At 60.7% G+C, this 26,281-nt stretch carries 25 protein-coding genes; 19 read left to right on the top strand and 6 right to left on the bottom strand.

What is annotated here, in order from left to right; all coding sequences use genetic code 11:
* The first annotated feature begins 80 nt into the window (after positions 1-80).
* Positions 81-1,022, top strand: coding sequence for an SPFH domain-containing protein (locus tag FH08_RS0141625; RefSeq protein WP_031364026.1), 942 nt, complete (start codon positions 81-83; stop codon positions 1,020-1,022).
* A 100-nt stretch (positions 1,023-1,122) separates the two neighbouring features.
* Here FH08_RS0141625 and smpB read toward each other — a convergent pair whose 3' ends face one another.
* Positions 1,123-1,572 (bottom strand): SsrA-binding protein SmpB, encoded by a 450-nt coding sequence (gene smpB / locus FH08_RS0141630; protein WP_031364027.1) that lies wholly within the window; start codon positions 1,570-1,572, stop codon positions 1,123-1,125.
* A 99-nt stretch (positions 1,573-1,671) separates the two neighbouring features.
* Here smpB and FH08_RS0141635 point away from each other — a divergent pair, with 99 nt between their 5' ends.
* The 5 genes from FH08_RS0141635 to guaA all read left to right on the top strand — a co-directional run bounded on the left by FH08_RS0141635 (position 1,672) and on the right by guaA (position 6,754).
* Positions 1,672-2,106 carry a type II toxin-antitoxin system RatA family toxin gene (locus FH08_RS0141635; protein ID WP_031364028.1) on the top strand — a complete coding sequence of 145 codons (435 nt, stop codon included), beginning with the start codon at positions 1,672-1,674 and terminating at the stop codon, positions 2,104-2,106.
* Positions 2,106-2,435 (top strand): RnfH family protein, encoded by a 330-nt coding sequence (locus tag FH08_RS0141640; RefSeq protein ID WP_031364029.1) that lies wholly within the window; start codon positions 2,106-2,108, stop codon positions 2,433-2,435. The genes FH08_RS0141635 and FH08_RS0141640 overlap by 1 nt, the downstream gene beginning before the upstream one ends.
* 244 nt (positions 2,436-2,679) lie before the next feature.
* Positions 2,680-4,140: an IMP dehydrogenase gene (gene guaB / locus FH08_RS0141645; RefSeq protein WP_031364030.1), complete on the top strand. Its 1,461-nt coding sequence runs from the start codon at positions 2,680-2,682 to the stop codon at positions 4,138-4,140.
* 2 nt (positions 4,141-4,142) lie between these two features.
* Positions 4,143-4,949: a hypothetical protein gene (locus FH08_RS0141650; RefSeq protein WP_051888933.1), complete on the top strand. Its 807-nt coding sequence runs from the start codon at positions 4,143-4,145 to the stop codon at positions 4,947-4,949.
* Between the two features lie 224 nt (positions 4,950-5,173).
* A complete protein-coding gene (gene guaA, locus FH08_RS0141655; protein ID WP_031364032.1) occupies positions 5,174-6,754 on the top strand; it encodes a glutamine-hydrolyzing GMP synthase in 1,581 nt (526 codons plus the stop codon).
* Positions 6,755-6,966: 212 nt separating this feature from the next.
* Here guaA and FH08_RS0141660 read toward each other — a convergent pair whose 3' ends face one another.
* Positions 6,967-7,362, bottom strand: coding sequence for a type II toxin-antitoxin system VapC family toxin (locus tag FH08_RS0141660; RefSeq protein ID WP_031364033.1), 396 nt, complete (start codon positions 7,360-7,362; stop codon positions 6,967-6,969).
* Complete coding sequence (locus tag FH08_RS0141665; protein WP_031364034.1) at positions 7,359-7,619, bottom strand: AbrB/MazE/SpoVT family DNA-binding domain-containing protein; 261 nt, start codon at positions 7,617-7,619, stop codon at positions 7,359-7,361. Before FH08_RS0141665 ends, FH08_RS0141660 begins: the two co-directional genes overlap by 4 nt.
* A 297-nt stretch (positions 7,620-7,916) precedes the next feature.
* Here FH08_RS0141665 and FH08_RS0141670 point away from each other — a divergent pair, with 297 nt between their 5' ends.
* The 9 genes from FH08_RS0141670 (at position 7,917) to FH08_RS0141710 (ending at position 17,684) form a co-directional block, all read left to right on the top strand.
* A complete protein-coding gene (locus FH08_RS0141670; protein ID WP_235210665.1) occupies positions 7,917-8,375 on the top strand; it encodes a helix-turn-helix domain-containing protein in 459 nt (152 codons plus the stop codon).
* 122 nt (positions 8,376-8,497) lie between these two features.
* A complete protein-coding gene (locus FH08_RS0141675) occupies positions 8,498-9,649 on the top strand; it encodes a type II toxin-antitoxin system HipA family toxin (RefSeq protein WP_235210666.1) in 1,152 nt (383 codons plus the stop codon).
* Between the two features lie 353 nt (positions 9,650-10,002).
* Complete coding sequence (locus tag FH08_RS0141680) at positions 10,003-10,767, top strand: thiamine pyrophosphate-binding protein (protein ID WP_031364037.1); 765 nt, start codon at positions 10,003-10,005, stop codon at positions 10,765-10,767.
* Between the two features lie 308 nt (positions 10,768-11,075).
* Entirely contained in the window at positions 11,076-12,746 is a 1,671-nt protein-coding gene (locus FH08_RS0141685) for a fatty acid--CoA ligase (RefSeq protein ID WP_031364038.1), read from the top strand.
* Positions 12,743-13,207, top strand: coding sequence for a MaoC family dehydratase (locus FH08_RS0141690; RefSeq protein ID WP_031364039.1), 465 nt, complete (start codon positions 12,743-12,745; stop codon positions 13,205-13,207). The genes FH08_RS0141685 and FH08_RS0141690 overlap by 4 nt, the downstream gene beginning before the upstream one ends.
* 66 nt (positions 13,208-13,273) lie before the next feature.
* Positions 13,274-14,980, top strand: coding sequence for an alpha/beta fold hydrolase (locus FH08_RS0141695; protein ID WP_031364040.1), 1,707 nt, complete (start codon positions 13,274-13,276; stop codon positions 14,978-14,980).
* A 76-nt stretch (positions 14,981-15,056) separates the two neighbouring features.
* The gene (locus FH08_RS0141700) at positions 15,057-15,479 is read left to right on the top strand and encodes a phasin family protein (protein WP_031364041.1); all 423 of its coding nucleotides are present in this window, start codon (positions 15,057-15,059) and stop codon (positions 15,477-15,479) included.
* 79 nt (positions 15,480-15,558) lie between these two features.
* Positions 15,559-16,392 (top strand): poly(3-hydroxyalkanoate) depolymerase, encoded by an 834-nt coding sequence (phaZ, locus tag FH08_RS0141705; protein ID WP_031364042.1) that lies wholly within the window; start codon positions 15,559-15,561, stop codon positions 16,390-16,392.
* Positions 16,389-17,684: a DUF445 domain-containing protein gene (locus FH08_RS0141710; protein WP_035568591.1), complete on the top strand. Its 1,296-nt coding sequence runs from the start codon at positions 16,389-16,391 to the stop codon at positions 17,682-17,684. Before phaZ ends, FH08_RS0141710 begins: the two co-directional genes overlap by 4 nt.
* 8 nt (positions 17,685-17,692) lie before the next feature.
* Here the strand turns inward: FH08_RS0141710 and FH08_RS0141715 are convergent, their stop codons facing one another.
* Entirely contained in the window at positions 17,693-20,425 is a 2,733-nt protein-coding gene (locus FH08_RS0141715) for a LuxR C-terminal-related transcriptional regulator (protein WP_031364044.1), read from the bottom strand.
* Positions 20,426-20,814: 389 nt separating this feature from the next.
* On the opposite strand from FH08_RS0141715, the gene FH08_RS0141720 reads away from it, so the two are divergent.
* From FH08_RS0141720 to FH08_RS0141735, 4 genes are all read left to right on the top strand, one after another.
* Positions 20,815-21,564 carry an electron transfer flavoprotein subunit beta/FixA family protein gene (locus tag FH08_RS0141720; RefSeq protein ID WP_031364045.1) on the top strand — a complete coding sequence of 250 codons (750 nt, stop codon included), beginning with the start codon at positions 20,815-20,817 and terminating at the stop codon, positions 21,562-21,564.
* Positions 21,565-21,580: 16 nt separating this feature from the next.
* Positions 21,581-22,528 carry an electron transfer flavoprotein subunit alpha/FixB family protein gene (locus FH08_RS0141725; RefSeq protein ID WP_031364046.1) on the top strand — a complete coding sequence of 316 codons (948 nt, stop codon included), beginning with the start codon at positions 21,581-21,583 and terminating at the stop codon, positions 22,526-22,528.
* Positions 22,529-22,542: 14 nt separating this feature from the next.
* A complete protein-coding gene (locus FH08_RS0141730; protein WP_031364047.1) occupies positions 22,543-24,333 on the top strand; it encodes an acyl-CoA dehydrogenase C-terminal domain-containing protein in 1,791 nt (596 codons plus the stop codon).
* Positions 24,334-24,421: 88 nt separating this feature from the next.
* Entirely contained in the window at positions 24,422-25,180 is a 759-nt protein-coding gene (locus tag FH08_RS0141735; protein WP_235210667.1) for an OmpW/AlkL family protein, read from the top strand.
* Positions 25,181-25,321: 141 nt separating this feature from the next.
* Here the strand turns inward: FH08_RS0141735 and FH08_RS0141740 are convergent, their stop codons facing one another.
* A complete protein-coding gene (locus FH08_RS0141740; RefSeq protein ID WP_031364049.1) occupies positions 25,322-25,750 on the bottom strand; it encodes a type II toxin-antitoxin system VapC family toxin in 429 nt (142 codons plus the stop codon).
* Entirely contained in the window at positions 25,750-26,049 is a 300-nt protein-coding gene (locus FH08_RS0141745; RefSeq protein WP_031364050.1) for a hypothetical protein, read from the bottom strand. Before FH08_RS0141745 ends, FH08_RS0141740 begins: the two co-directional genes overlap by 1 nt.
* Positions 26,050-26,281 lie beyond the last annotated feature (232 nt).

Below are 26,281 nucleotides of genomic sequence, written 5' to 3' on the forward strand. Positions count from 1 at the left end.
ACGTTGGACCGGGGTTTGAGCTTTCCCAAGCAAGTCGATAAGCAACTCAATAAGCAAGACACGCATAACAAGGAGTAGAGATGGACGTGACTATCATCGGGGCAATTTTGTTGATCATCGTCATCGCGATTGCCGCGCAGACGATCAAGATCGTGCCGCAACAACATGCATGGGTGCTGGAGCGGCTCGGGCGCTATCACGCGACCCTGACGCCGGGGCTGACCATCGTCGTGCCGTTCGTCGACCGCGTGGCCTACAAGCACGTGCTGAAGGAAATTCCGCTCGAAGTGCCGAGCCAGGTCTGTATCACGCGCGACAACACGCAGTTGCAGGTGGACGGCGTGCTGTACTTCCAGGTGACCGATGCCATGAAGGCGTCGTATGGATCAAGCAACTTCATCTACGCCATCACGCAGTTGTCGCAGACCACGTTGCGTTCGGTCATCGGCAAGCTCGAGCTCGACAAGACCTTCGAAGAGCGCGATTACATCAACCACAGCATTGTCACGTCACTCGATCAGGCCGCGGCGAACTGGGGCGTGAAGGTGCTGCGCTATGAAATCAAGGATTTGACGCCGCCGAAGGAAATCCTGCACGCGATGCAGGCGCAAATTACGGCCGAGCGCGAGAAGCGGGCGGTGATTGCTGCGTCCGAAGGTCGCAAGCAGGAGCAGATCAATATCGCTTGGGGCGCGCGTGAGGCAGCCATTCATAAGTCCGAAGGCGAGCGTCAGGCGCAGATCAATCAGGCCGAAGGTGAGGCGTCTGCCATTCTGGCGGTGGCTGTTGCGAATGCTCAGGCGATTGAGAAGGTGGGCGCGGCGATCACGTCGGCTGGCGGCATGGAAGCCGTGAACCTGAAGGTGGCCGAGCAATACGTCACTGCGTTCGGGAACATCGCGAAGCAGGGCAATACGCTGATCGTGCCGGGGAATTTGTCGGAGATGAGTTCGATGATCGCGTCCGCGCTGACCATTATCAAGGGCGATGGAGCGGGTGGCGGGGTAATTCGGAAGAGCTGAAGCCTTACGTAGAATCAGCTAGCCACACGCAAAAAGGGCGTCGACTTTCATGGTCGACGCCCTTTTTGATTGGATATGCTCACGATCATGCTGGTGGTGCTCAATGCTTGGCGCCGCGCATGATTTGCGCTTTTTCGCGTTCCCAGTCGCGCTTTTTCTCGGTTTCGCGTTTGTCGTGGAGCTTCTTGCCCTTCGCAAGGCCGATCTCGCATTTCACGCGGCCGCCCTTGTAGTGGAAGTTCAGCGGGACAAGCGTATGACCTTTCTGCTCGACCTTGCTGATGAGCTTCGAGATCTCTTCACTGTGCAGCAGCAGCTTGCGCGTGCGGACCGGGTCCGGGTGGATGTGGGTCGATGCTTCCGGCAACGGGCTGATGTGCGCGCCGATCAGGAACAATTCTCCGTCGCGAATGATGACGTAGCCTTCCTTGATCTGGCCGCGGCCGGCCCGGAGCGCCTTGACTTCCCACCCTTCCAGCACGAGCCCCGCCTCGTAGCGATCTTCGATGAAGTAATCGAAGAAGGCTTTTCTGTTGTCGATGATGCTCATGAATGAAAAGTGCCTAACTCGTTTAAAATCCTGATTTTAGCAGCGCGGGCGAGGTAAAGCCCGCAAAGCTTCCCACTCTTGCCACGCGTTGCGCCCTTTATGGCAGATGTCCAGAAAACTGTATTGATTCGTCATTCTGCAGAGCAGATGTTCGACCTCGTCACCGATGTCGCCGATTACCCGAATTTCTTGCCGTGGTGTGGAGGCGTGGAAGTAGGCCGGCACGACGAACACAGCATGGAAGCGAAGATCCACATCAATTTCAAGGGCATCAAACAGCATTTCGCCACGCGTAACGTGCATACGCGGCCGACCACCATCGATATGGAGTTCATGGACGGTCCTTTCAAGAAGTTCACCGGATACTGGCGGTTCACGCCGCTGCGAGCCGATGCCTGCAAGATCGAGTTCGCGTTGCACTACGAGTTTTCGAACATCATTCTCGAGAAGATCATCGGGCCGGTTTTCAGTCACATTGCGCACACGTTCGTGGATTCGTTCGTGAAGCGCGCCGATCAGCGGTATGGAAAGTGATGACGCTCTCCGTTGAGGTTTGTTATGCGCTGCCGGAGGGGAAGAGTGCGGTATGCGCGCTTTCCTTGGGCGAAGGCGTGACTGTGCGGGAGGCTATCGATGCAAGTGGTTTGCTCGCACAGTTTCCCGAGATCGACCTGAACGTGCAGAAAGTGGGCGTTTTCGGGAAGATCCAGGCGCTGGATGCGGTTCTCGTCGATCACGACCGGGTGGAGATTTATCGGCCGCTGAAGGTCGATCCGAAGCTGGCGCGGCAAAGGCGGGTTGAGAAGACGCGGCGCGGCGGGTCCATTGAAGGGCGCCGGTGGACCCGTAAGGAAGCGCGGTAAGGGCGATCCTCCTGGTTGCCGAGATCTTTGCCGGCATCCGCCGGTATCCTTCGGGCATCCGCAAAACCGAACTTGTATCGAACATAAATCGAGCGAAAAACCGAAACGGCGAGGCAAATCGCCTTGCCGTCCGAGGCCCGTAAATTGCGGCAGAAAATGAGGGACGCCGCGTAAGCTGCTGTTCGGGCAGTGAAAATCCGGGGAACTATCGGTATAATTCGGTTTTGCGCCCATAGGATTTGCCATGCGTCTGATCCAGAAAGCACTCACGTTCGATGACGTGCTCCTCGTGCCCGCGTTTTCCAACGTTCTCCCGCGCGACACCAGCCTGAAAACACAGGTAACCCGCAAGATCTCCCTGAATATGCCCCTGCTGTCCGCCGCCATGGACACAGTCACCGAAGGCCGGCTCGCTATTGCGATGGCCCAGCTCGGCGGCGTCGGCATCATTCACAAGAACCTTACCGCTGCCGAACAGGCCCGCGAAGTCGCGAAAGTAAAGCGCTTCGAATCCGGCGTGGTGCGCGATCCGATCACCGTTCCGCCGCAAATGAAAGTGCGCGACGTGATCGCTCTCACGCAACAGCACGGCATTTCCGGCTTTCCCGTGGTGGAAGGGCCGAAACTGATCGGTATCGTGACGAACCGGGATCTGCGCTTCGAAGAACGTCTCGACGACGAAGTGCGCAAGATCATGACGCCGCGTGAACGTCTCGTGACCGTCAAGGAAGGCACGCCGCTCGCAGAGGCCAAGGCGCTGATGCATAGCCATCGGCTGGAACGCGTGCTGGTTGTGAACGACGCGTTCGAATTGCGCGGCCTCATGACCGTCAAGGACATCACCAAGCAAACCGAACACCCGGACGCCTGCAAGGACGAACACGGCAAGCTGCGCGCTGGCGCGGCAGTGGGCGTGGGTCCGGAGAACGAAGAGCGCGTTGAGCTGCTGTCGGCGGCGGGCGTGGACATTATCGTCGTGGATACGGCGCACGGTCACAGCCAGGGCGTGCTTGAACGCGTGCGCTGGGTGAAGCAGAACTATCCGCACATTGAAGTGATCGGCGGGAATATCGCTACGGCTGCAGCCGCCAAGGCGCTCGTGGAATACGGCGCGGACGGCGTGAAGGTCGGTATCGGCCCGGGTTCTATTTGCACGACGCGGATTGTGGCGGGTGTCGGCGTACCGCAAATCACGGCGGTGGCGAATGTTTCGGATGCGTTGCGCGGTTCGGGCGTGCCGGTGATCTCCGACGGCGGCGTGCGTTTTTCCGGCGATGTCAGCAAGGCGCTTGCCGCCGGCGCGGACGCCGTGATGATGGGCAGCATGCTGGCCGGCACGGAAGAATCCCCCGGCGACGTGTTCCTGTTCCAGGGCCGCCAGTTCAAGGCGTACCGCGGCATGGGTTCGGTCGGCGCGATGAAGGACGGCGCGGCGGACCGGTATTTCCAGGACAACTCGGCGAATATCGACAAGCTTGTGCCTGAAGGCATCGAAGGGCAGGTGGCTTATAAGGGTTCCGTTAATGCCATCCTGTTCCAGGTGGTCGGCGGCGTCCGGGCGAGCATGGGATATTGCGGTTGCCGCAATATCGCTGAAATGCACGACAAGGCCGAATTCGTCCAGATCACGGGTGCCGGCATGCGCGAGTCGCATGTGCACGACGTGCAGATCACGAAGGAAGCGCCCAACTACCACGTGGACTGACCATGAAACCGCTGCTGCGCGCTGTTCTTGTCATCAATGCACTGATTTTCCTGGCCTTTGGCGTGCTGTTCCTGCTCACGCCATGGACAGCCTTGTGGGCATCGATGCATCTCGTGACCGTGCAGCCGCCGTTTGTCGGACAGTTGTTCGGGATCGCGCTGATCGGGATTGCGTGGCTGGCGGTTCATGCCGCTATTGATGGCGCCTTGACTGCGACTGCCGCCAAGGTGTCGGGGCATGTGGAGTGGCTGTCGGGCCTGGTGATGATGGTCTGGCTGCTCGGGCTGCGTACGCCCGAGTTGACGGGGTTTGGCCAGGTGATCGCGGCGTTGGTCGGCGTGGCCATGCTGGTGCTGGGGCTGGGCAGCGTGAGGCTGTCAGGGGCGGTGCGGCGGCGTGAACGCGCTGCGCTGGCCGGTGCTGCCGCGGCTGAGCGTGCTGAAAAGCGTGCGGCGAAGACCAAGGTGGACGAGCGTGTGGAGCGCGTCACTCCGGCGCCCAGGCCTTTGTCGTCCGATCCCGTTGCCCCGGCGAATCCGCGCTGGGATAACGAACCGGTCGTGGGTGAGGCTATTGCGCGTCCCCTTGCGCCGGCGCCTTCGGTTACCGCGTTTGATCCTGCTACCGGACATGTCATCGATCCAGCCACGGGCCGCTCGCTGGATCCCGCCACTGGTCGCGCGTTCGAGCCCGTTAGCGGTCACAAGATCGATCCTGAAACCGGTCGCCCGATCGATCCGGTCACAGGGCGCACGGTAGATCCGGTGACCGGACAGTTCATCGATCCGGTTCGCCGCGACCCGCGCTGAAAGATTGCACGCGCAGGTCCTGACGATTGCGCTGGGTCGGTTGAACCTCTATCGAGGAACGGAGCGTTGTGTTTCGTTGTATCGATGAATCAGTCTTGCTGCGGTCGGCGTCAAGCGCCGGCCGTTGAACTCTCTGCGTAACGTGATGCGCGGGACCTCGTTCCTGCTGCTTGTGTTTACGCCTTTGCCAACTATTTCCGTTCACTCGCCTTCCGGCCGCTGCCATGCACGACAAGATCCTGATTCTCGATTTCGGCTCCCAAGTCACCCAGTTGATCGCACGACGCATCCGCGAATCACATGTGTATTCGGAGATCCATCCGTACGACGTCGACGAGGCGTTCATTCGCGAGTTCGCGCCGAAGGGCATCATTTTGTCGGGCGGCCCGAACTCGGTGACCGAACACGGTTCGCCGCGCGCGCCGCACGTTGTGTTCGATCTCGGCGTGCCGGTGCTCGGCATTTGCTACGGCATGCAGACGATGGCCGAACAGCTCGGCGGCAAGGTCGAACTCGGCAATGTCCGCGAATTTGGTTACGCCGAAGTGCGGGCGCATAACCATACGAGCTTCCTGAACGACATTGAAGACTTCCAGACGCCCGAAGGTCACGGCATGCTGAAAGTGTGGATGAGCCACGGCGACAAGGTGTCGGACATGCCGGTCGGATTCAAGCTGATGGCTTCTACCCCGTCCTGCCCGATCGCCGCGATGGCCGACGACGAGCGCCATTTCTACGGCCTCCAGTGGCATCCGGAAGTCACGCACACCGTGCAGGGACGCGCGATGCTCGACCGCTTCGTGCTCGAGTTGTGCGGCGCGCGGGCGGATTGGGAGATGGGGCATTACATCGATGAAGCGGTGGAGAAGATCCGCGCGCAAGTCGGTGATGAGCACGTGATTCTCGGGTTGTCGGGCGGCGTGGATTCGTCGGTGGCGGCGGCGCTTTTGCATCGTGCGATTGGCGCGCAACTGACGTGTGTTTTTGTCGACCATGGGTTGCTGCGGTTGAACGAAGCCGAGCAGGTCATGACCACGTTCGCCGATCACCTGGGCGTGAAGGTGATTCATGTTGATGCGAGCGAAGTGTTTTTATCGAAGCTTGCCGGGGTGACGGATCCTGAGGCGAAGCGGAAGATCATTGGCGCTGAGTTTGTTGAAGTGTTCCAGACGGAAGCTAATAAGCTGAAGGACGCGAAGTGGCTCGCGCAAGGGACGATTTATCCGGATGTGATCGAGTCGGCAGGCAAGGGCAAGAAGGGCCACACGATCAAGAGTCATCACAACGTGGGTGGTTTGCCCGAGACGCTGAATTTGAAGTTGCTTGAGCCGCTGCGGGAGTTGTTCAAGGACGAAGTGCGGGAGTTGGGCGTTAAGTTGGGGCTGCCGCCGGCGATGGTTTATCGGCATCCGTTCCCGGGTCCGGGTTTGGGTGTGCGGATTCTGGGCGAGGTGAAGAAGGAGTTCGCTGAGTTGCTCCGACACGCAGATGCGATTTTTATCGAAACGTTGAGGAATACGTTTGATAAGGAATCGGGGAAGTCGTGGTATGAGCTCACGAGTCAGGCTTTTGCGGTGTTTTTGCCGGTGAAAAGCGTGGGTGTTATGGGCGATGGGCGGACTTATGAGTATGTGGTCGCTTTGAGAGCCGTGCAGACGCTCGACTTCATGACCGCGCAGTGGGCTCATCTGCCGCATGAGCTGTTAGGGCATGTTTCTAACCGGATCATTAACGAGGTGAGAGGGATTAATCGCGTTGTTTATGATATTTCGGGGAAACCGCCGGCTACGATTGAGTGGGAGTGACTGAACGTCTGGCATACGGGGACGACCTCACAGTGAGACACACCTAAGCCCGCGCGATTGCGGGCTTTTTTTCGCATTTAACTTGGCAACACTTGGCACGGTAGAGCGTCAGGAAGCATCATTTTTATTCGATATGCACGTGATGGCAGAAAGCGAAAGGCCGGGTCAACCAGCCCGGCCTTTCGCTTTAACGCGACGCGGAAATCCTGCCACTAGAGCAGACGCGCAGCCTGCCCCTGCTTCGTCAGCAGAGACACCGCCTTCTTGTCGAACGAAACGAAGGTTTCTGCGCCGAGCCAAGTACCATCATAGGCAGTGACACCATCGGCAAAATCTCCGCCCGCATCGAGCAACGCAAGGCCCGCCTCGGCGGCCGGGCGATTGACCACGACATTGCTTGTGCTCAACAGCGTGCGGATCGCGGAGGCGATATGCGTGCGCTCCACACCGTATCGGCCGCGCAGCACCCATACAAGCTCACATAGCGTCTGCAGGCTCACCGCTACCATGTCGGCCGCTTCCAGCAGTTCGACAGCGCGCGTTGTTTGGGCTTCGTCGTCGTCAACAATCGCGCGAAGCAGGACATTCGTATCAGCAGTCACTTTCATGCTTTACCGGCCGCAGCCCCGGCATCGACTATGGCATCGTTGATTTCCTCAATACTCAACCGAGCGCCATTCGTCTTACCTTTGAGGATGCCCCGCAGCTCCCGGAACGAACCTGTCGGTTGCGCGGCCTTCAACTCGGCCCGGCCGTCAGGCAGCAAATCCAGCTCAATCCTGTCGCCGGGTTTAATGCCCAAGTGCTGCAATACCTCTTTCCGGAATGTCACCTGGCCCCGCGCGGTGACGGTCAGTGTGCTCATGGCGTTGGCTCCATCGGTTAAGGTGTACAGCGTAATGCAAAATTGCATTACGATCAAGCCGCTGGGCTCGGGTGGATTGCTCAGCTCAGCTCAGCCAATTTAAGTCGCTTATTGTTTTTCTTGACGCATATGGAAGGGTCGGCTCATTTGGCGATACCCAAATGAGTCGGCCTCCCGGCGTGTCCAAGATCATAGCCACGGGATTCACAATCGAATGAAAGTAGAAAGGATAATATTCTTTCCTTTTTGAATGGATAAGGCTGTAATATTATCTTTATGGCCAAGAAGACTGCTCCTTTGCTCCCCGCTACCGAACTGCGACTGCAGCAACTCGGGGAGCGCTTGCGCCTGGCCCGCCTGCGTCGCCGCTTGACCGGCAAGCAGGTCGCCGAGCGTGCAGGTATGACGCCGATCACGTTGCGCAGCCTGGAAAAAGGCAGCTCGGGGGTCACTATTGGTGCTTACCTGGCGGTTATGCAAGCGCTGGGAGCGGAGAAAGACCTCGATCTCCTGCTGAAGGACGACACGCTCGGTCGCGACTTGCAGGATGCAGCGCTGGTGCCGCGCTCAAGCCGAACAAAGCGAGCTGCCGCTTCGCCACCGGAGCGTCGAGAGTCGCCTTCTCCTCAAGACTCAACCGTGCAAGAGCCAGTCGCCAGCAGCGAATGGATGGCGGATGACACATTCGTGAGCGCTGAAAGCCTGGCGTCTCTTCTCAAGCCTCCCAATTCAAAGAAAAAGGGACCGGCGAGATGATCGAGGGCTCCGTTGGAATTTATGCAGACTGGGACGGTCTCGCCGAGCCGCTGCGCTTGGGCAGGCTCTATTCGCATCGTGCGGCTGCCCGGGAAGTATTCGAGTACGAATTTGACGCCGACGTGCTGGCGCGTCCCGATATGGCGGGTCTTAAACTCGATCCGCGGCTCGGTTGGTTTGCAGGCCGGCAATATCCGCCTGGAGGCCAGGAGACGTTTGGTGTATTCGCCGACGCCAGCCCGGATCGCTGGGGTCGGGTGCTGATGCGCCGCCGTCTTGAGCGCGCACAGCGTGCCGGCCAGATTGATCCCAAGACCCGACTCTATGAATCCGACTATCTCTTAGGCGTGCATGACATGTATCGCGCGGGAGCGCTTCGTTTTCGACGCGACGATGAAGGCCCGTTCCTGGACGATCGGAACGATATCGCTGCGCCTCCCTTCGTGCAGTTGCGCGCTCTGGAGGCCGCGAGCCTGGCTCTTGAGCGCGACGAAAACAATACGGCGAGCGAAGCGGATGAATGGCTGCGGATGCTGATCGCGCCCGGTGGCTCTTTGGGTGGCGCGCGGCCCAAGGCCAGCGTGGTCGATCCGAATGGCCATCTGTGGATTGCGAAGTTTCCCAGCGTTCGAGATGAGTCCGATGTCGGAGCATGGGAAATGGTGGTGTATACGCTGGCCAAGGCCTGCGGGCTTAATGTTCCCGATGCACTGGTAAGGCGGTTCAACAGCAACTATCACACCTTCTTGGTCAAACGCTTCGATCGCACGGTAGTGGGACGGCGGCGGCACTTTGCTTCTGCGATGAACCTGACTGGTCATCAGGATGGCGACGATGCTTCGACCGGTGCCGGCTATCTGGAGATCGCGCAAGTGTTGATGACAGACGGCGCACATACCGAAGCTGATCTACGCGAGCTATGGTCGCGCATCGTTTTTAATCTGTTGGTATCGAACACGGATGACCACCTGCGTAACCACGGATTCTTGCTTGAGCCGGGCAAGGGGTGGGCGCTGTCCCCGGCGTTCGATATGAATCCCGTGCCGCACGCGCATGGGCTAAAACTGAATATCAGCGAGGCGGACAACGCAATGGATCTGGAGTTGGCACGGTCAGTGGCGCCTTATTTCCGGTTGTCCACGAGCCACGCTAACGAAATTGTCAGTCAGCAGCAGCAGCTCATTTCTCAATGGCGAACTATCGCGACATCCCTGGCGATTCCGATCCAGCAGCAACGTCAATTTTCGACCGCCTTTCGGTTATCTGAGCAATAGGTGAGCGGATCGGCTCATCGATTTCGTGTCCATCTTCGGAAGCAAGTTTCAGATTTTTCGAGGAACTGTGCGGACAGCCACGACATCCCCTGCAAGGCCTCCTCTGACTAGGCTCTGCTCACGCCAATCGTCAAGCGCGCCACTGTCCACACTCTGCCCGACGCCCCGGTTCGTACGAATTCGACACGTCACCTGAGAATCCAGATTTCAGGTACGAACCCCGGGCGATCCACCACGGCGCCGATCCCCCCATTAGGTGATATCCGGTGATAAAGAGTCGACGCAAGATAAATAAATCTTGCCACACCAGTGGCTAATCATTACACGCAAAGACCACCTTCAGGAGCGCCGACATGACCAAAAAAGTCGCCGAAATTATCGTGAACACGCTCGCCTCGGCGGGCGTCAAGCATTGCTACGGGATCGTGCGCGATACGCTGAATCTCATCACTCACCACATCAACGAGAGCGACATCGAGTGGGTCCATGTGCGTCATGAGGAGGCGGGAGCATTCGCTGCCGAAGGCGAAGCCATGTTGACCGGCAACCTGACGGCCGTTGCGGGAAGTTGCGGCCCGGCCAGTCTTAACTTCATCAACGGCCTGGTGGATGCTAACCGCAATCGGGCTCCGGTTATCCTGATCGCAACCCAGGTAGCGAGCGAGGAACTCGGCTTCGACTTTCCGCAGGAAGTCGACTTCAAGGCGATCTACGGATCGTGCAGCGTGTTCTGCGACATGATCATTGCGCCGGAGCAGGCACGCCGCAAAACAGTGATTGCCTGTCAGACCGCGATTGCAAAAGGCGGCGTCGCCGTGCTGATCGTTCCGGTTGACATCGCCCATGCCAATGCGAGCGACGACGTCCCGTATTCGGTCCACACAAATGTGCCTATAGTTCGGCCGAGTGACGCAGACCTTGACCGTGTCGCTGACATCCTCAATTCGGGAGGTGACAAGATCGCGATCTATGGCGGTTCGGGATGCCGTGGCGCCCATGCCGAAATCCTGGCCGTCGCCGAGCGGCTCAAGGCGGCCATTGCGCATACGTCCCGTGCCAAAGATGCGCTTGAACACGACAACCCGTACAACGTCGGCATGACCGGGCCCATAGGATAGGGGAAGACCCTCGTTCGCCACGGCGCCGGAGATCCTGCCCGCACCGATCGCTTCGCCGCTCGCCCGCCGATCCGTCAAAACCTCTCTCATCTTCCCGCCGCGATCCATGCCCCGTGCGGCCTGCGTCAAAGCCTGCACCCGCGCCGGGATCCGCACCACTCGCCAGCATCCAAAAAGCTCCCCTGTTCGGGGGATGGTTCCTACCTTCGAACAATCCGATGATGGCATCAACCGGGAGGCCACCGCGTGCGACATGCAACGACGGATTTGTGTCATCCCGATCCATTTCTCGACTTGAGGAGACGTAGATGCAGGACGCCGTGCAGGGCTCGACGCCAACCCCCTATGCTTATCCGCTGCTGATCAAGCAATTGCTGCATACACCGTTCGTTCAGGCGGCGGAACAGGAAATCGTGTACCGCGGCCAGGTGCGGATGACCTATACCACGCTGAGGGAACGCATCGCCCGGCTTGCCAATGGGCTGAACGAGCTCGGCGTGCGGCACGGCAGCACCGTGGCGGTAATGGACTGGGACAGCCACCGATATCTGGAATCATACTTTGCAGTCCCGATGATGGGCGCCGTGCTTCAGACGGTCAACGTGAGGTTATCGGAGGCGGAGATCGCCTACACGATCAACCATGCCGGCGCAGAAGTGCTGTTTGTCCACACCGACTTCCTGTCCGTGGTCGAAGCGATCAAGGATCAGCTTGAAACGGTCCGCACATTCGTGTGGATCGACGAGCCGGACAGTGAAGCGTGCCCGCACACCATTGCGTTCGCCACGGAATACGAGGCAATGCTCTCGGCGAGCGCGACAAGCTACGATTTCCCCGACTTCGACGAGAACACCCGCGCAACGACGTTCTACACGACGGGAACCACCGGCCTGCCCAAGGGCGTGTACTTCTCGCACCGCCAGTTGGTCTTGCACACCATCACGCTGATGGCGGCGTTGGCGAGTCCGGTCTCGGGACAGCGTTTCCATCGTGGCGACGTGTACATGCCGCTCACCCCAATGTTCCACGTCCATGCGTGGGGCATGCCGTACATCGCCACGGCTCTGGGTGTGAAGCAGGTTTATCCCGGACGCTATTTGCCGGACCGGCTCGCACGACTCGTGCGCGAAGAGGGCGTCACGTTCTCGCATTGCGTCGGCACGATCCTGCACATGCTGCTCTCGTGCGAGGAAGGCAAGGCGACCGACATGAGCCAGTGGAAGATCATCATCGGTGGCGGCGCGTTGCCGCAAGGCCTCGCTCAAGCGGCGCTGGACCGAGGTATCGATGTGTTTGTCGGTTACGGGATGTCGGAAACCTGCCCCGTACTCAGTCTCGCGCAACTCCCGCCCGGCGCCGAAAAGCTCCCCGCCGACGAGCAGCTTCGCCTGCGCTGCAAGACCGGCCGGCCTGTTCCTCTGGTTGACCTGCGTGTCGTCGATGACGACATGAACGAGCTCGCCCACGACGGTAAATCCACCGGCGAAATTGTCGCGCGGGCACCGTGGCTCACGCAGGGTTATCTGAACAATCCCGAGGCTTCCGAGCAGTTGTGGACCGGCGGTTATCTCCATACGCAGGACATTGCCAATATTGATCCGACAGGCAACATACAAATTACCGACCGCATCAAGGACGTGATCAAGTCCGGCGGCGAGTGGGTTTCATCAATCGAGATAGAAGATCTGATCTCGCAATACGAAGGCGTGTCCGAAGTGGCCGTCATCGGCATCAAGGATGACAAGTGGGGAGAGCGGCCGGTGGCGCTGGTCGTGCTCAGGGAGGGGACGGCAGTCACGGAGGACGATATTAAGCAGCACGTACTGTCGTTCAGCGTATCCGGACAGATATCGAAATACGCGGTGCCGCAGGTCGTGACGTTCGTCGATGCGCTCGCAAAAACGAGTGTTGGCAAGATCAACAAGAAGGGGCTGCGCGAGCAGTTCGCCAGTACCGTCGCCCGGGAGCAGACACGATGAGCATCAAGGGATACAGCATCGCCACGATCGACGACTTCGTTGGCCGCGAACTGGGCATATCGGATTGGGTCGTCATCGATCAGTCTCGTATCAATGCGTTTGCCGAGTGTACGGGCGACAAGCAATGGATTCATGTGAACGAGGAGCGGGCGAAGCGCGAGAGTCCGTTCGGCGGCACGATCGCTCACGGCTATCTGACGCTTTCACTACTGGCAGCGCTCGCGATGGAGATCGGACTCATTCCTGAAGACGCATCGGCCGGGCTGAACTATGGGCTGGACAAAGTGCGCTTCATGACACCGGTGAAGGCGGGTGCGCGGGTGAGAAATCGCGTGACGCTGATATCGGTGGAAAAGAAGAGCGGCGGCCGGATCATCGTCAAGACGATGAACGAACTGCAGATCGAGGGCGAGGAGAAGCCGGCGCTCGTCGCCGAGACCTTGGCGATGCTGGTCGCGTAAGCGGCAGGCAACGGTGATGGCACAGCGGACAAAGACAGCGGACAGAGACGTTTGAGGAGCGGCAAGATGGCGGCAAATGATAAAAGCAAGGCACGCAGCGAGGAGCAGAACGACCTCGCGGCGTCTGCCGCGGAAGGCATGCTCGGACCGAATCCGTTCGTGGGATTGCGCCCGCGCGATATTCTGGCAACCGCGCAGCAGATTGGTACCCAGGCGATGCGGCAACCCACCTTGCTCATGGAGCAGGAGGCGGCGCTCGTCCGCGATCTGATGGCGGTTCTTGCCGGCAGCGCGGACTGTGCGCCGCCTCAGGGCGACAAGCGCTTCACCGACCCTGCGTGGCAAGACAATTCGCTTTACCGCATGGCGATGCAAGGTTACGTCGCGTGGCGTAGCGCGTTGACAGGGTTTGTCGAACGCTCCTCGCTCGACGCGAAGAGCAAGGAGCGCGCGCAATTCGTGCTGTCGCTGTACACCGATGCCATGTCGCCGACGAACACGCTGCTCGGCAATCCGGCAGCGCTCAAGAAAGTCATCGATTCGGGCGGTGCGAGCCTGCTCGGCGGCATGAAGAACCTCGTGACGGATATGCTGCAGAACCAGGGGATGCCCGCGCAAGTCGACAAGACGGCGTTCAAGGTAGGCGACAATCTCGCCACGTCGCCGGGCTCGGTGGTCTTTCGCAACGATGTGCTCGAGCTGATCCAGTACACGCCGGCAACGGAACAGGTGTACGCCCGCCCGCAGCTGATCGTCCCACCCCAGATCAACAAGTTCTACATTTTCGACCTGTCTGACGGCAAGAGCATTGTCGACTATCTGGTGAAGAGCGAGTTCCAGGTGTTCGTGGTGAGCTGGCGCAATCCCACCGCTGCCCAGAGGCACTGGGATCTCGATACCTATGTCGCCGCGCTCCTCGAAGCGATCGGTGCGGTGCGGGATATTACCGGCAGCGACGACGTCAACCTGCACGGCGCCTGCTCGGGTGCGATGACAATATCGGCGCTCCTCGGCCACCTCGCAAGCCGTGGTGACAAGAGCGTCAATGCCGCCACGCTGATGGTCGCCGTGCTGGACAATACGGCTGACTCGCAACTCGGTCTCTTTGCAACGCCGGAAGCCATCGCGGCCGCAAAGCAGAACAGCACATCGAAGGGCGTGCTCGCCGGCGAAGAAATGGGCCGCGTATTCGCATGGATGAGACCCAACGATCTCGTCTGGAACTACTGGGTCAATAACTATCTGCTCGGTAAAACGCCGCCCGCTTTCGACATCCTCTATTGGAACAACGACGCGACCCGGTTGCCCGCGGCGATGCATGGGCAACTGCTCGATATCTTCACGGGCAATCTGTTCAGCAAGCCTCGCGCGCTGACGGTCCTGAGCACGCCGATCGACCTGTCCGAAGTGACGTGTGACAAATACGTGGTCGCGGGCATGACCGATCACATCACCCCGTGGAAGGGCGTGTACAACACGGCGCGCACGTTCGGCGGCGACACGCGCTTCGTGCTGAGTTCGAGCGGTCATATCCAGAGCCTGATCAACCCGCCGGGCAATCCGAAGGCGAAGTTCTTCCTCAATCCCGATTTATCCACCAATGCCGATACATGGCTCACCAATGCCCGGGTCGAAAAAGAAACGTGGTGGCTCGACTGGCGCACATGGCTCGCCGACCATTCCGGCGAGCGGCGGCCTGCACCGGCCAAGCTCGGCAACAAGCAGCACCCCGCGGGCGTGAAAGCGCCGGGAACGTATGTGGTGGAAGCATAAGGCACACGCACCGGCACGCTCGTTGACAGCACGGTGGCCAGCATTTTCTTAACGTAGTTTAATTGGAGTACTGATGATGGATTCAACCAATCCGAACAACATTTTTGCCGAGTACCAAAAGGTCGTTGGACAGTTCAAGCTGCCCGGCATCGACGTCAACGCGATCCTCGAGACGCGCCGCAAAGACATCGAGGCGATCGCCGAAGCCAACACGACAGCGCTTGCAGGCGTGCAGTCGCTGGCCCAGAAGCAGTCGGAGATCCTCCGCACGACGCTGACCGAATTGCAGTCGTTCGCGAGCCGCGCGGCCCAGTCGGGAGGCCAGCCCGCCGCCAACACAGGCGAAGTGGTCCAGCAGGCATTGCAAAAGGCGCTGCTGGACATGCAGGAACTCGCGGGCACGGCATACCGTGCGCAGTCGGACAGCTTCGCCGTAGTCACCAAGCGCGTCGCCGAGCATGTCGAGGAACTGAAGACGCTCCTCCAGCCGAAGAAGTAATGGTGGTGTGACGCAGCTCCTGCGCAATGCCGACGCCTCGAACGATATGTCCGTCCTGAAGATGATCCGGAAACAAAAAATGCACACGATCCCCGAGTCTCTTCGCGCCATGCAAATCCAGACGATCGATCTGGATGGTCAGACACTACGTGTCGCAACATGGCACGGCAGTGATGCTTCGCCGCCGTTGCTCATTTTCAACGGCATCGGCGCCAACCTCGAACTGGTGGAGCCGTTCGTCGCGGCACTCGAAGATGTGACCGTCATCATCTTCGACGTTCCCGGCGTCGGCGGCTCGCCTGCGCCGGTCGTGCCGTATCGCTTCTCGACGTTGTCCGTGTTGGCCGACAAACTGCTGACGCGTCTCGGTCATGAGGGGGCCATCGATGTGCTTGGCGTATCGTGGGGCGGCGCGCTGGCGCAGCAGTTTGCGCGTCTGTATCCGGAGCGCTGCCGCAGGCTGATACTCGCGGCAACCTCTCCGGGCGTCATCATGGTGCCGGCCAAACTGTCGGTGTTGTCAAAGCTGATCGGGCCACGCCGCTATACCGATCCCGCTTACCTGCAACAGGTGGGCGCGGACATCTACGGAGGCGCTTACCGGCGCGACCCGGCGCTGCTGAAGGCGCACAGCGAGCATATCCAGCCGCCGCGCGGGCGGGGCTACGTGTATCAGCTGCTGGCCGCGGCAGGCTGGAGCAGTTTGCCGTGGCTTGGTTCGTTGCGCCAGAAGACCCTGGTCATGCACGGCAACGATGACCCTATTGTGCCGCTGACCAACGCGAAGATTCTTGCGGCCCGTATCCGCGATGCGACGCTCTATGTGATCGATGACGGTCACCTGTTTCTTATCTCGCGCGCGAGCGAAGTCGGGCCTGTGGTGCGCAAGTTTCTCCGGCAGGAGGGGAGTTGAGTTTCCCGTTTGACGATGGCGGTGGTGAAAGTGCATGGCCGGGCACTGCGAATGCACGCGAAGACCGCAAGGCAATGGGTCTGAAGCGCATGCGGCAAACGGCGATGTGCCTGCTCGCCTTCATGATTGCGTTGCTGTTCGCGTGTGTCGCCTGGCAGGCTGACCATTCATGGCTTGCGTGGCCGCGCGCGTTTGGGGAGGCCGGCACGATCGGCGCGATCGCGGACTGGTACGCAGTCGTCGCGCTGTTCCGTCATCCCTTGGGTCTGCGGATCCCGCATACGGCGATCATTCCGCAAAACCAGCAGCGCATTGCCGAGAGCCTCGGCAGCTTCGTCGAAGAAAATTTTCTGACACCGGAACTCATCATCGGCAGGCTGAGCGGCCACGATGCCGCACAGGCACTTGCCCAGTGGCTGGCGCACCCGGCGAATAGCAGCGGGGTCGCCGATATCGTCTCGGACGCCGTCGCAGGATTGCTTGAGGGCATTGACGAAGCAGACCTCCAGTGGTTTTTCGACCGCCTGGTGATACCGCAGTTGCGTACACTCGACGTCTCTCGCGTGGCTGGCGACATCCTCAAGATACTGACCGAAGGCGAGCGGCATCAGCCGTGGCTGGTTCACGGACTCGAGGCGTTTGAGAAGTGGCTGACGGCGAACGTCGACATGATCAAGGCCAAATTCAGCGAGACCTCGAGGTACACACCCGCGCCGCTGGACGACTATATTGTCAGGAAATTTATCGACGGCATCATTGCGCTTCTCCATGAAGCGGCGGCGAGTCCGGATCACGCGCTTCGCCGCCAGTTCGATGAGACCTTGCAGACGCTGACCGAGCGATTGCAGACATCGGCTGTGCACCGCCGTATCGGCAGGTCGCTGATGCGCGACTGCATCCGTCATTTCAGGCATGCAGACTATTATCGCGTGCTGCTGGAGCGCTTGCGTATGCGCGTGACCGCCGATCTCGGTCGCGAGCAATCGGCCGTGCGCGATGCATTGGCGAACATGCTGGCTTCGCTCGGCAAGCGCATCAGCCGTGAGCCTGCGATTCGAAACAAGCTGAACGCATGGTGGCTCGCGCTCGCGCGGGAACTCGTCGTGCGCTACAGGCGCCAGCTCTCCGCGCTGATCACCGAGGTCGTGAAAGGCTGGAATGCGGGTGAAGTGAGCCAGAAGATCGAAGCGGAAATCGGCCGTGACCTGCAGTATGTCCGGATCAACGGTACCTTCGTGGGCGGCTTGGTCGGCGTGCTGCTTCACGCCGCCACACTCGCCGTCATGCGGTGACACGCGCGCTAACCGGCCGCAACTAGTCCCAATGCCTGCGCGCGCGCAACGGCATGCGCGCGCTTCTCAACGGCCAGTTTCACGAAGATGTTCTTCACGTGAGTCTTGACGGTTTCGGGCGTAATTCCCAGGGTGCGCGCGATCTCCTTGTTCGACTGCCCCTGCGCAATCAGCTCGACAATACCGCGCTCCCGTGCGCTCAGCGACTCGCGCTCCGGCTCACGCCTCGCGCCGGCAGCGGGCTCGTAAAGCGCTCGCCAGCCGTCCAGCAGGCGATCGATGTAAGCAACGGTCTCCTTGGTCTGCGGGGTGGAGCGCGTGTCGTCGCGAACCGCACGCAGGAGCGGCCCCATCTCCGGCCCCTGGTCGAGAATCGAGCGGTAGATGTCGCTATTGGCGTTCAGGACTTCGCGAAAGATTTCGACGGCGCGGGTCTGTTCGTTCGCACGCAACCAGACGAGCGCGAGCACGGTGCGCAAGCGCAGCGCAAGATAGTCGCCGCGCCGGTCTTCGACGCTTCGCAAAGCGCATGTCAATGACCCGAGCGCTTCCTCTGTGTGGTTCTGGGCCATGGCCACCCAGGCCACCGCGATGGCACGGAAGGTTTCGATCTCCGGCGAGACTGCTTCCTCCGCGGCGCAACGGGAGCCCACCAGCTGATCCAGCTGCACGACACATGCCGATGCTTCGGTCACTCTCCCTTCCGCAAGGTAGAGCCGCGCGCGCTCGACGAGGACGCCGGCGGTCAGCCGGTCCCAGCGGCGTGCGTAACCCAGGGCCTGCGCCTGATCGAGCAGCGCATAGGCCTGCTCGTTGTCGCCGCGCGCGATAGCGATCCGCACAAGCACCCGATAGGCGATCAAGGTGCTATCGAGCAGGACCGCGAGGTCGATCAACGGCATGAGATCGACCAGCAACGCTTCAGCCTCATCGAGCCGCCCTTGCTCGTACCAGATCTGCGCAATCATGGGCGCGCACAACGCGGCCGAGATGGATTTCGGACCGGAATGGCGCTCGGCGAGTTGCATCGACTCGGTGAAATAGCGCTCGGCGAGCGCGAAGTGCATCTGCTGCATTTCCGCGTGGCCGAGCAGGCATAGCCGGTAGACCGAAGCAAACACGTTGCGCTGGTCTTCCTCGATCGAATAGGGGATCCACGGTGTCGCGTACAGCGCTTGCAGGTTGCCTGCTTTCCAGTGCCCGAAGCGCACGACGTTGGAGACCACGTTGGTGGTCCAGCTGTCCGTCGACGGCCGGTCGAGACACGCCTGTGCGATCGCAAGCGCGCGCGGCGCGTCGTCCTGTAGCCCGGCCACCACCGAGCGGATCCCCTGGCACTCCCAGCGGATGTTTTCGTGGGCGTTGCTCGAACCCGTACCCGCGTCGCGCTCGATCTCATCGAGCATCGCGAGCGCTTCGTCGAAACGCATCGCAAGCGCCATTCCCCACGCGATCGCGAGCGTAACCGCGACCTGCCCGCGCATCAGGCGCGCCGGGAACTGCCGTTGCCAGCCGAGCAGCGTGAGCAGGTCGCCTTTCGTGACAAGCGCCATCGCGCAGTGACCCATCAGGGAGACGGCGTCTTCCGTATCGCCCGCGGCGATCGCGTGCTTGACCGCGTCTGTCCATTGCTCCGCTCGGGCGTACCACTGGCACGCACGACGATGCAGGTCCACGACTTCATCGCGATGCCGGGTTTCGAGCCGCCGGCGCAGGTACTCGCCCATCAGATGGTGATAGCGAAACCAGCGTCCTTCGATATCGAGCGGTTCGAGTAGCAACTGGCGGGCGGAGATCGTGTCCAGCATGCCTTGCCCCGCGCCAATGCCGGTTACCGCTTCACACAGCGACGCCGTCAGGCGATCAAGGATCGACGTGCGCAACATGAACTCGACCATGCCGGCCGGCAAACGCTTGAGGATGTCTTCAAGGTAGGCGGCGAACGGCCGGGAGGCACCGGACGGCGCGCTCACATCCCAGTCCGGTTTGCATTCGTCCCGCGACAGCACCGAGGCGGAAATTCGCAGCGCCGCAGCCCAGCCTTCCGTGTTCGCGAACAGCGACTTGATGCTGGCAGCCCGCAGCCCGCCGGGGCATTCGTGTTCGACAAAACTACGGGTCTCGTCGAAGTTGAAACGAAGTGCCGACGCGTCGATTTCCAGCAGCTCGTTCCGGGCTCTCAGGTTGGCGAGCGGCAGCGGCGGATCGGTACGCGTGCACACCACGACATGCACGCTCGTCGGTGCGTTCACGATGAAATACGACATGGCGTCGTGAATGGCGGGCAGGCTGATCAGGTGATAGTCGTCGACAAATAGATAGACCTCGTCGTCGACATCGACGAGCTCATTGATCAGCGTCGACACGACCGAGTGCGCGGGCACGAGCGACGCCTCGGTGGTCAGGCTGAGCGCGGACGCGCCGACGCTGGCGCAGGCGTTGCGCAACGCCCGCGCCAGATGATGGAAGAAGCGCGCGGGTTCGTCGTCCTCCGTGTCGAGCGACAGCCACGCGACATAGGCGCCGCTTGCATTCAGCCCGTTGAGCCACGTGAGCGCAAGCGATGTCTTGCCAAAACCGGCAGGCGCCTTGATGACGGTCAGCCGTTTGTATTCTGCTTTCCCGGCCAGCGCGACGAGCCGTGGCCGATCGATCAATCCGGCGGGCAGGCGCGGCGGGAAGACCTTCGTTGCGAGGAAGACAGGCGGCCTGTGCGGGGGTGGTGCTTCTATCACGTGCATCAGTTGCTCCAGGCGTTCGGGTTGACCCTGACTGCCATTTTCCGTCCTCGCGATCGCGCTCCCCTGTAAGGGGGATTTTGCGCGGCGCCGCGTTCAGACACCATTCATTCCAGTGAGGAGACATGCAGTTCCACAGTTGGACAACGGTGCGGCACGACGACCGGTCATTGGGAGTCGCCCCTCGGCGGGCGCGGCCTGTTGGGGTGCTCTGCTCGGGAAATGATACGCGCAACCACCTTGAGGCTGCAGACGTGTCTACCCGCATCTGATCGTATTGCGGTGCACAAGCCCGGGCCGGTGGCGCGGATCCCGTACGAACAAAACCAAGCCTCTGGCGATCGGTTCACATCGCCGGCGCGACAGAGTCCCTTATCGAAACGGAGAAGGCAATGAAAGTACTGGTTCCTGTCAAACGCGTCGTCGACGCGAACGTGAGAGTCCGCGTAAAGGCCGACGGCAGCGCTGTTGACATCGCGAATGTGAAGCTGTCGATGAACCCCTTCGACGAAATCAGCGTGGAAGAGGCGGTGCGTTTGAAGGAAGCCGGCGCGGCGTCAGAGGTGGTCGTTGTGTCTTGCGGCGTGCAGGGTTGCCAGGAAACGCTGCGCACGGCGATGGCGACGGGCGCTGACCGGGCCATCCTCGTCCAGACCGACGCCGAGTTGCAGCCGCTGGCGGTTGCGAAGCTGCTCAAGGCGCTGGTGGACAAGGAGCAGCCGCAACTCGTGATGCTCGGCAAGCAGGCCATCGATGACGACGCGAATCAGGTCGGCCAGATGCTCGCGGCGTTGCTCGGCTGGCCGCAGGCGACCTTTGCATCGAAGCTGAGCGTCGAAGCAGGCAAGGCACTCGTTACGCGTGAGATCGACGGCGGACTGGAGACGATCGAGGTCGATCTGCCGGCGGTGGTGACCACCGATCTCCGGCTCAACACACCGCGCTATGCGACGCTGCCCAACATCATGAAGGCGAAGAAGAAGACGCTCGATGTGGTGACGCCCGATGCGCTCGGCGTCGACATCTCGCCCCGGCTGTCGACACTGAAGCTCGCTGAGCCGACGAAGCGCGAGGCAGGCGTTCGCGTCGCCGACGCCGCTGATCTCGTGGCCAAGCTGAAGAACGTCGCACACGTCATCTAAAAAGGAAGAGGGAGACATGTCCATACTTGTTATTGCAGAACACGACAATCAGACGCTGAAGGCCGCGACGTTGAATACCGTCACCGCCGCTGCGCGTCTTGGCGACGACATTCATGTGCTTGTCGCCGGATCGCAATGCGCGGCCGTGGCCGAGCAGGCTGCAAGCATCGCCGGCGTGACCCGCGTGCGCGTCGCCGATGCGCCGCACTATGCGCATCCGCTGGCCGAGAACCTGGCCGCGCTGATCACGACGGTCGCGACCGACTACCACCACATACTGGCGCCCGCCACGACCACCGCGAAGAACGCGCTGCCCCGCGTGGCTGCGCTGCTCGACGTCGCGCAGATCTCTGACGTCGTTGCCGTCGAGTCCGCCGATATCTTCGTGCGCCCCATCTACGCGGGCAACGTGCTGGCGACGGTGCGAAGCGCGGACCGTATCAAGATCATGACGGTACGCACGACAGCCTTTGCAGCGGCGCAGGCGGTTGGCGGCGCGGCGGCGATCGAAGCGCTCGCGCCGGCCGTCGAGGTTCCGGGCTCACGTTTCGTGAGCCACCAACTGACCCGCTCCGAGCGTCCTGAGTTGACAGCGGCGCAACGGGTGATCTCGGGCGGCCGGGGCATGGGTTCGGGCGATAACTTCGCATTACTTGAGGATATCGCTAACAAGCTGGGCGCAGCGGTCGGCGCATCGCGCGCTGCCGTGGATGCCGGCTTCGCGCCGAACGACTATCAGGTGGGCCAGACCGGCAAGGTCATCGCGCCGCAGCTCTATATCGCGGTCGGCATCTCCGGCGCGATCCAGCATCTGGCCGGCATGAAGGACTCGAAGGTGATCGTTGCAATCAACAAGGACGAGGAGGCGCCGATCTTTCAGGTCGCCGACTATTGGATCGTTGGCGATCTCTTCAAGGTATTGCCGGAGTTGTCCGGTGAGCTGGACAAACTGCAACAAAACTGATTCCGGAGACCATGATGAGCACCTATATTGCACCGCTGCGCGACATGCGCTTCGTGATGACGGAACTGGCCGGTCTCGGTGGGTTGTCTTCGCTGCCGGGCTTCGAGGAGGTCACGCCCGAGCTCGCCGAGGCTGTGCTCGACGAGGCGGCGAAGCTCGCAACCGAAGTGCTGGCGCCGCTCAACAAGCCCGGTGACGAGCAGGGCGCGCGCCTGACGAAGGACGGCGTGGTTGCAGCGGACGGTTTCGCGGCAGCCTACCGGCAGTTCGTCGAAAGCGGCTGGAGCGGCCTCTCAGGTGACCCGGATTTTGGCGGCCAGGGGCTGCCCGAGTTGTTGAGTGCGGCGACCGTCGAGATGTGGAATTCGTCCAACATGGCGTTCGCGCTGTGTCCTCTGTTGACGGCAGGCGCCACGGAGGCGTTGAGGCAGCACGGCTCGGACGAACTCAAGGAACGCTATTTGACGAATCTCGTCAGCGGTGAGTGGACGGGCACCATGAACCTGACCGAGCCGCAAGCGGGCTCGGATCTCGCTGCCGTGCGCACGAAGGCGGTGCCCGAGGGGGACCATTATCGCCTCTCTGGTCAGAAGATCTTTATCACGTGGGGCGATCACGATATGACGGGCAACGTCATTCATCTGGTCCTTGCACGCACGCCGGATGCGCCCGAGGGCGTGCGCGGCATATCGCTCTTTGTCGTGCCCAAGTTCCTGCTGAATGCCGATGGCTCTCCGGGACAACGCAACGACGTTCACTGCGTGTCCCTCGAACACAAGCTAGGCATTCACGCGAGTCCGACCTGCGTGATGAGCTTTGGGGACCAAGGCGGCGCGATCGGTTATCTGGTGGGGCAGGAGAACAAAGGGCTCGCGCATATGTTCACGATGATGAACGAGGCGCGCCAGAAGGTAGGCATCCAGGGGCTCGCGATTGCCGAACGCGCTTATCAGCAGGCCCGTGAATACGCGAAGGAACGCGTCCAGGGCCGGCTCGCGGGCAGCAAGTCGGGTGGAGCAGTGGCAATCATTCATCACCCGGATGTGCGGCGCATGTTGATGACGATGAAGTCCCAAGTCGAAGCGATGCGTGCTTTCGCGTACGTGATGGCCGCGGACATGGACCGCGCGCATCGTGACCCTGACGCCGGTGAACGCGCACGTCGCCAGACGCGTGTCGATCTTCTGATCCCCGTGTTGAAAGCATGGTGTACGGAGTTGGGCGTCGAGATTGCATCGATGGGTGTGCAGGTGCATGGCGGGATGGGTTACATCGAAGAGACGGGCGCATGCCAGTTCCTGCGCGACGCACGCATCGCTCCGATCTACGAGGGCACGACGGGCATCCAGGCTGCCGACCTTGCCGGCCGCAAGCTCGCGTCAGATCAGGGCAAGGGGATGGCTGAGCTGGTGGCCGAGATTCGTCAGGCCGCGTTGGAGTTGGAGCGCAGCACGGACCGCCAGGTGGCTTCCATTGGCACGGCGCTCGCGGCCGGTGTCCAGGCGCTCGACGATGCCACCACCTGGATGCTGCATGCGTTGGCAACTGAGCCTGACGCAGCGCTTGCCGGTTCGGTCGACTATCTGATGCTCACCGGATACGTGTGCGGCGGGTGGCAGATGGGGCGCGCTGCGCTTGCTGCGTCAAAACATTGCGCGGCAAATGAAGACCCGGATTTCCATCGCGCGAAGCTTGTCACTGTGCGCTTCTACGCCGACAAAATATTGCCCAAAGCGATTGCGCTTCTGGAGACAATCCGCAGCGGCGCACCGAGCGAGTCGAGCCTCCCAATCGAGCAGTTCTGACCAGTTCCGACCAGTAATGAGCGGCGCTATAAGAGAAAACGGCGGCGTTGAAACATTGATACGTCATGCTAAATAAATCAGAGACAAAATGATGAAAAAACTTCTATGCCTTGCGTTAATACCGGGTGCGATATGTTCCACTGCGATGGCGCAAAGCGCGGGCAGTCTCATAACCAGCGTAGGTGGAGTGTGGCTCGATTTTGGCCCGTCTTCCGCAACATCGTTGCAGAGCACCTCGACCTTTGGCACATTCACGTCGACAGGAACCGGTGGTCAGATCCATAACACGTTCACCATGGAGCTCGCGACCACTTATTTCGTCACGGACCATATTGCCTTTGACCTGGCGGCAGGCATACCGCCCAAGCTCCAGCTCTTTGCGCAGGGCAAGGCCACGCCATTCGGTGCTGGCGGGCCATCGCTCGATCTGGGGAATCTGGCGCCGCTCGCCACCACCCGGTCGTGGTCACCCATTCTGTTCCTGAAGTATTACTTCTTCGACGCGCAGACGAAGCTGCGCCCGTTCGTCGGTGTCGGCGGGAATTACACCTGGTTTTCGCATACCAATCTCAACTCGACATTCAGTGCTGCGGGACAACTGATTGCAGGGCCTGGCGGGCAGGTCAAGGCAACGCTCAGTCCGTCATGGAACCCCGCGGTCACCGCGGGCGCGTCTTACAACATCAGCAAGAACTGGTATGCGACCGGGTCGGTGACCTATCTGTCTCTCAAGACAAATGCGACGGTCACGTCCGTAGCCGCCAACGGTCAGACGGTGTTGACAAGCAGGACGCGCATCACGGCGGATCCGGTGATCGTTTTTCTGGGTGTTGGGTACCGGTTTTAACCAGAGCGTATCAGCGGGGCATCGGAACGGTCTGGTGGCGGCTGTACTTGCGTGACGATGCGCCGAGAGCCGATTGCCGCCATCGCTGCATTCCAGATACGTCTTCGCGGAAGATCAAGTCAGTTGATCAAGTGCAGCGTATCAAGCACGCGCCCGAATGGGATTGAACGTCTCGATGCCGGGAAAATCCCGCTCATTGTCGGTTACGACAACGCATTGGTTGGCCTCGGCGACGGCCGCGATGATCGTGTCCAGTGCGCTCCTTGGCTGTCCTATGCCCTTTGCATCGGCCATCAGGCGAGCCCAGATGAGACTGGCGCTTTCGTCGAAGGAAAGCACGCGCCCAGCGAACAGTGACTGAGGTCCTTCAGGCCCGAAGAACCAGGCGTCCAGTTGATCTCGCCGTTTCCCCGCGGGCTTTTCCAGTAATCCCCGACGGATCTCCGCGACCGTCAGGGAGGCGATGAAAAGGTCGTCGTCGTTCTGTCGGGCCATCCACGTCAGCAATGATTTGGACGGCGCTGGTTTGGTGACTTTGCTGATGATGTTGGTGTCGAGCAGGTAGCGCATCAGATATCTACGCGACGTCCATCATCGTGGGAACGAACGAACTCGATATCAGTTTCTACCAGCGGAGAGCGTCGGAGAGCCGCCAGGATGCCGCCCTTTTTGGGTGAGCTGCCGGAGAGGGTCTGGATTATTGCTGCACGTAGTTGTGACGCTTGGAGAGTGTCTTCGGCCAGGCGTCGGGCCAACGAGCGCAGAAGGTCGCGATCAGCGTCACGGCCCAGCACTTCGAAACGTGCAAGGCCACGCTCGCTGAGCCGAGTGCGATAGTTCTGTATGGCGCGATTTTGGGATGTACGCATGATGCCCTCCGGATATATCCAGTAATATAGCCGGGTATCGGGATTCGAGCAAGCGCTGCTGCCGGGTGACGGTTCGATAACTGCTCTAAAGTTCATGCACGACAAGCTTTCAGGCAAGCGCTGGAAGCGCTGCGCCGGGACACCGGCGCAACGTCTTGCGGACTGATTTTTTCCGACTGTTGTGCTAAACCCGCGGCCACGTGGAAATAGGCTCGAACGAGTGGCATAGGGT

The organism is Caballeronia sordidicola (assembly GCF_000729995.1).
GTDB classification, from domain to species: domain Bacteria; phylum Pseudomonadota; class Gammaproteobacteria; order Burkholderiales; family Burkholderiaceae; genus Caballeronia; species Caballeronia sordidicola_A.

Excerpts from the sequence above, each read along its gene's own strand:
- FH08_RS0141695 (WP_031364040.1), top strand. The coding sequence starts at position 13,274 with ATGGCGGCAAATGATAAAAGCAAGGCACGCAGCGAGGAGCAGAACGAC.
- FH08_RS0141665 (WP_031364034.1), bottom strand. The coding sequence starts at position 7,619 with ATGAGCACACTGACCGTCACCGCGCGGGGCCAGGTGACATTCCGGAAA.
- FH08_RS0141650 (WP_051888933.1), top strand. The coding sequence starts at position 4,143 with ATGAAACCGCTGCTGCGCGCTGTTCTTGTCATCAATGCACTGATTTTC.
- guaB (WP_031364030.1), top strand. The coding sequence starts at position 2,680 with ATGCGTCTGATCCAGAAAGCACTCACGTTCGATGACGTGCTCCTCGTG.
- FH08_RS0141690 (WP_031364039.1), top strand. The coding sequence starts at position 12,743 with ATGAGCATCAAGGGATACAGCATCGCCACGATCGACGACTTCGTTGGC.
- FH08_RS0141680 (WP_031364037.1), top strand. The coding sequence starts at position 10,003 with ATGACCAAAAAAGTCGCCGAAATTATCGTGAACACGCTCGCCTCGGCG.
- FH08_RS0141700 (WP_031364041.1), top strand. The coding sequence starts at position 15,057 with ATGGATTCAACCAATCCGAACAACATTTTTGCCGAGTACCAAAAGGTC.
- FH08_RS0141715 (WP_031364044.1), bottom strand. The coding sequence starts at position 20,425 with ATGCACGTGATAGAAGCACCACCCCCGCACAGGCCGCCTGTCTTCCTC.
- FH08_RS0141685 (WP_031364038.1), top strand. The coding sequence starts at position 11,076 with ATGCAGGACGCCGTGCAGGGCTCGACGCCAACCCCCTATGCTTATCCG.
- FH08_RS0141660 (WP_031364033.1), bottom strand. The coding sequence starts at position 7,362 with ATGAAAGTGACTGCTGATACGAATGTCCTGCTTCGCGCGATTGTTGAC.
- FH08_RS0141725 (WP_031364046.1), top strand. The coding sequence starts at position 21,581 with ATGTCCATACTTGTTATTGCAGAACACGACAATCAGACGCTGAAGGCC.
- smpB (WP_031364027.1), bottom strand. The coding sequence starts at position 1,572 with ATGAGCATCATCGACAACAGAAAAGCCTTCTTCGATTACTTCATCGAA.
- FH08_RS0141745 (WP_031364050.1), bottom strand. The coding sequence starts at position 26,049 with ATGCGTACATCCCAAAATCGCGCCATACAGAACTATCGCACTCGGCTC.
- FH08_RS0141735 (WP_235210667.1), top strand. The coding sequence starts at position 24,422 with ATGATGAAAAAACTTCTATGCCTTGCGTTAATACCGGGTGCGATATGT.
- FH08_RS0141740 (WP_031364049.1), bottom strand. The coding sequence starts at position 25,750 with ATGCGCTACCTGCTCGACACCAACATCATCAGCAAAGTCACCAAACCA.
- FH08_RS0141625 (WP_031364026.1), top strand. The coding sequence starts at position 81 with ATGGACGTGACTATCATCGGGGCAATTTTGTTGATCATCGTCATCGCG.
- FH08_RS0141640 (WP_031364029.1), top strand. The coding sequence starts at position 2,106 with ATGACGCTCTCCGTTGAGGTTTGTTATGCGCTGCCGGAGGGGAAGAGT.
- FH08_RS0141720 (WP_031364045.1), top strand. The coding sequence starts at position 20,815 with ATGAAAGTACTGGTTCCTGTCAAACGCGTCGTCGACGCGAACGTGAGA.
- FH08_RS0141730 (WP_031364047.1), top strand. The coding sequence starts at position 22,543 with ATGAGCACCTATATTGCACCGCTGCGCGACATGCGCTTCGTGATGACG.
- guaA (WP_031364032.1), top strand. The coding sequence starts at position 5,174 with ATGCACGACAAGATCCTGATTCTCGATTTCGGCTCCCAAGTCACCCAG.
- phaZ (WP_031364042.1), top strand. The coding sequence starts at position 15,559 with ATGCACACGATCCCCGAGTCTCTTCGCGCCATGCAAATCCAGACGATC.
- FH08_RS0141635 (WP_031364028.1), top strand. The coding sequence starts at position 1,672 with ATGGCAGATGTCCAGAAAACTGTATTGATTCGTCATTCTGCAGAGCAG.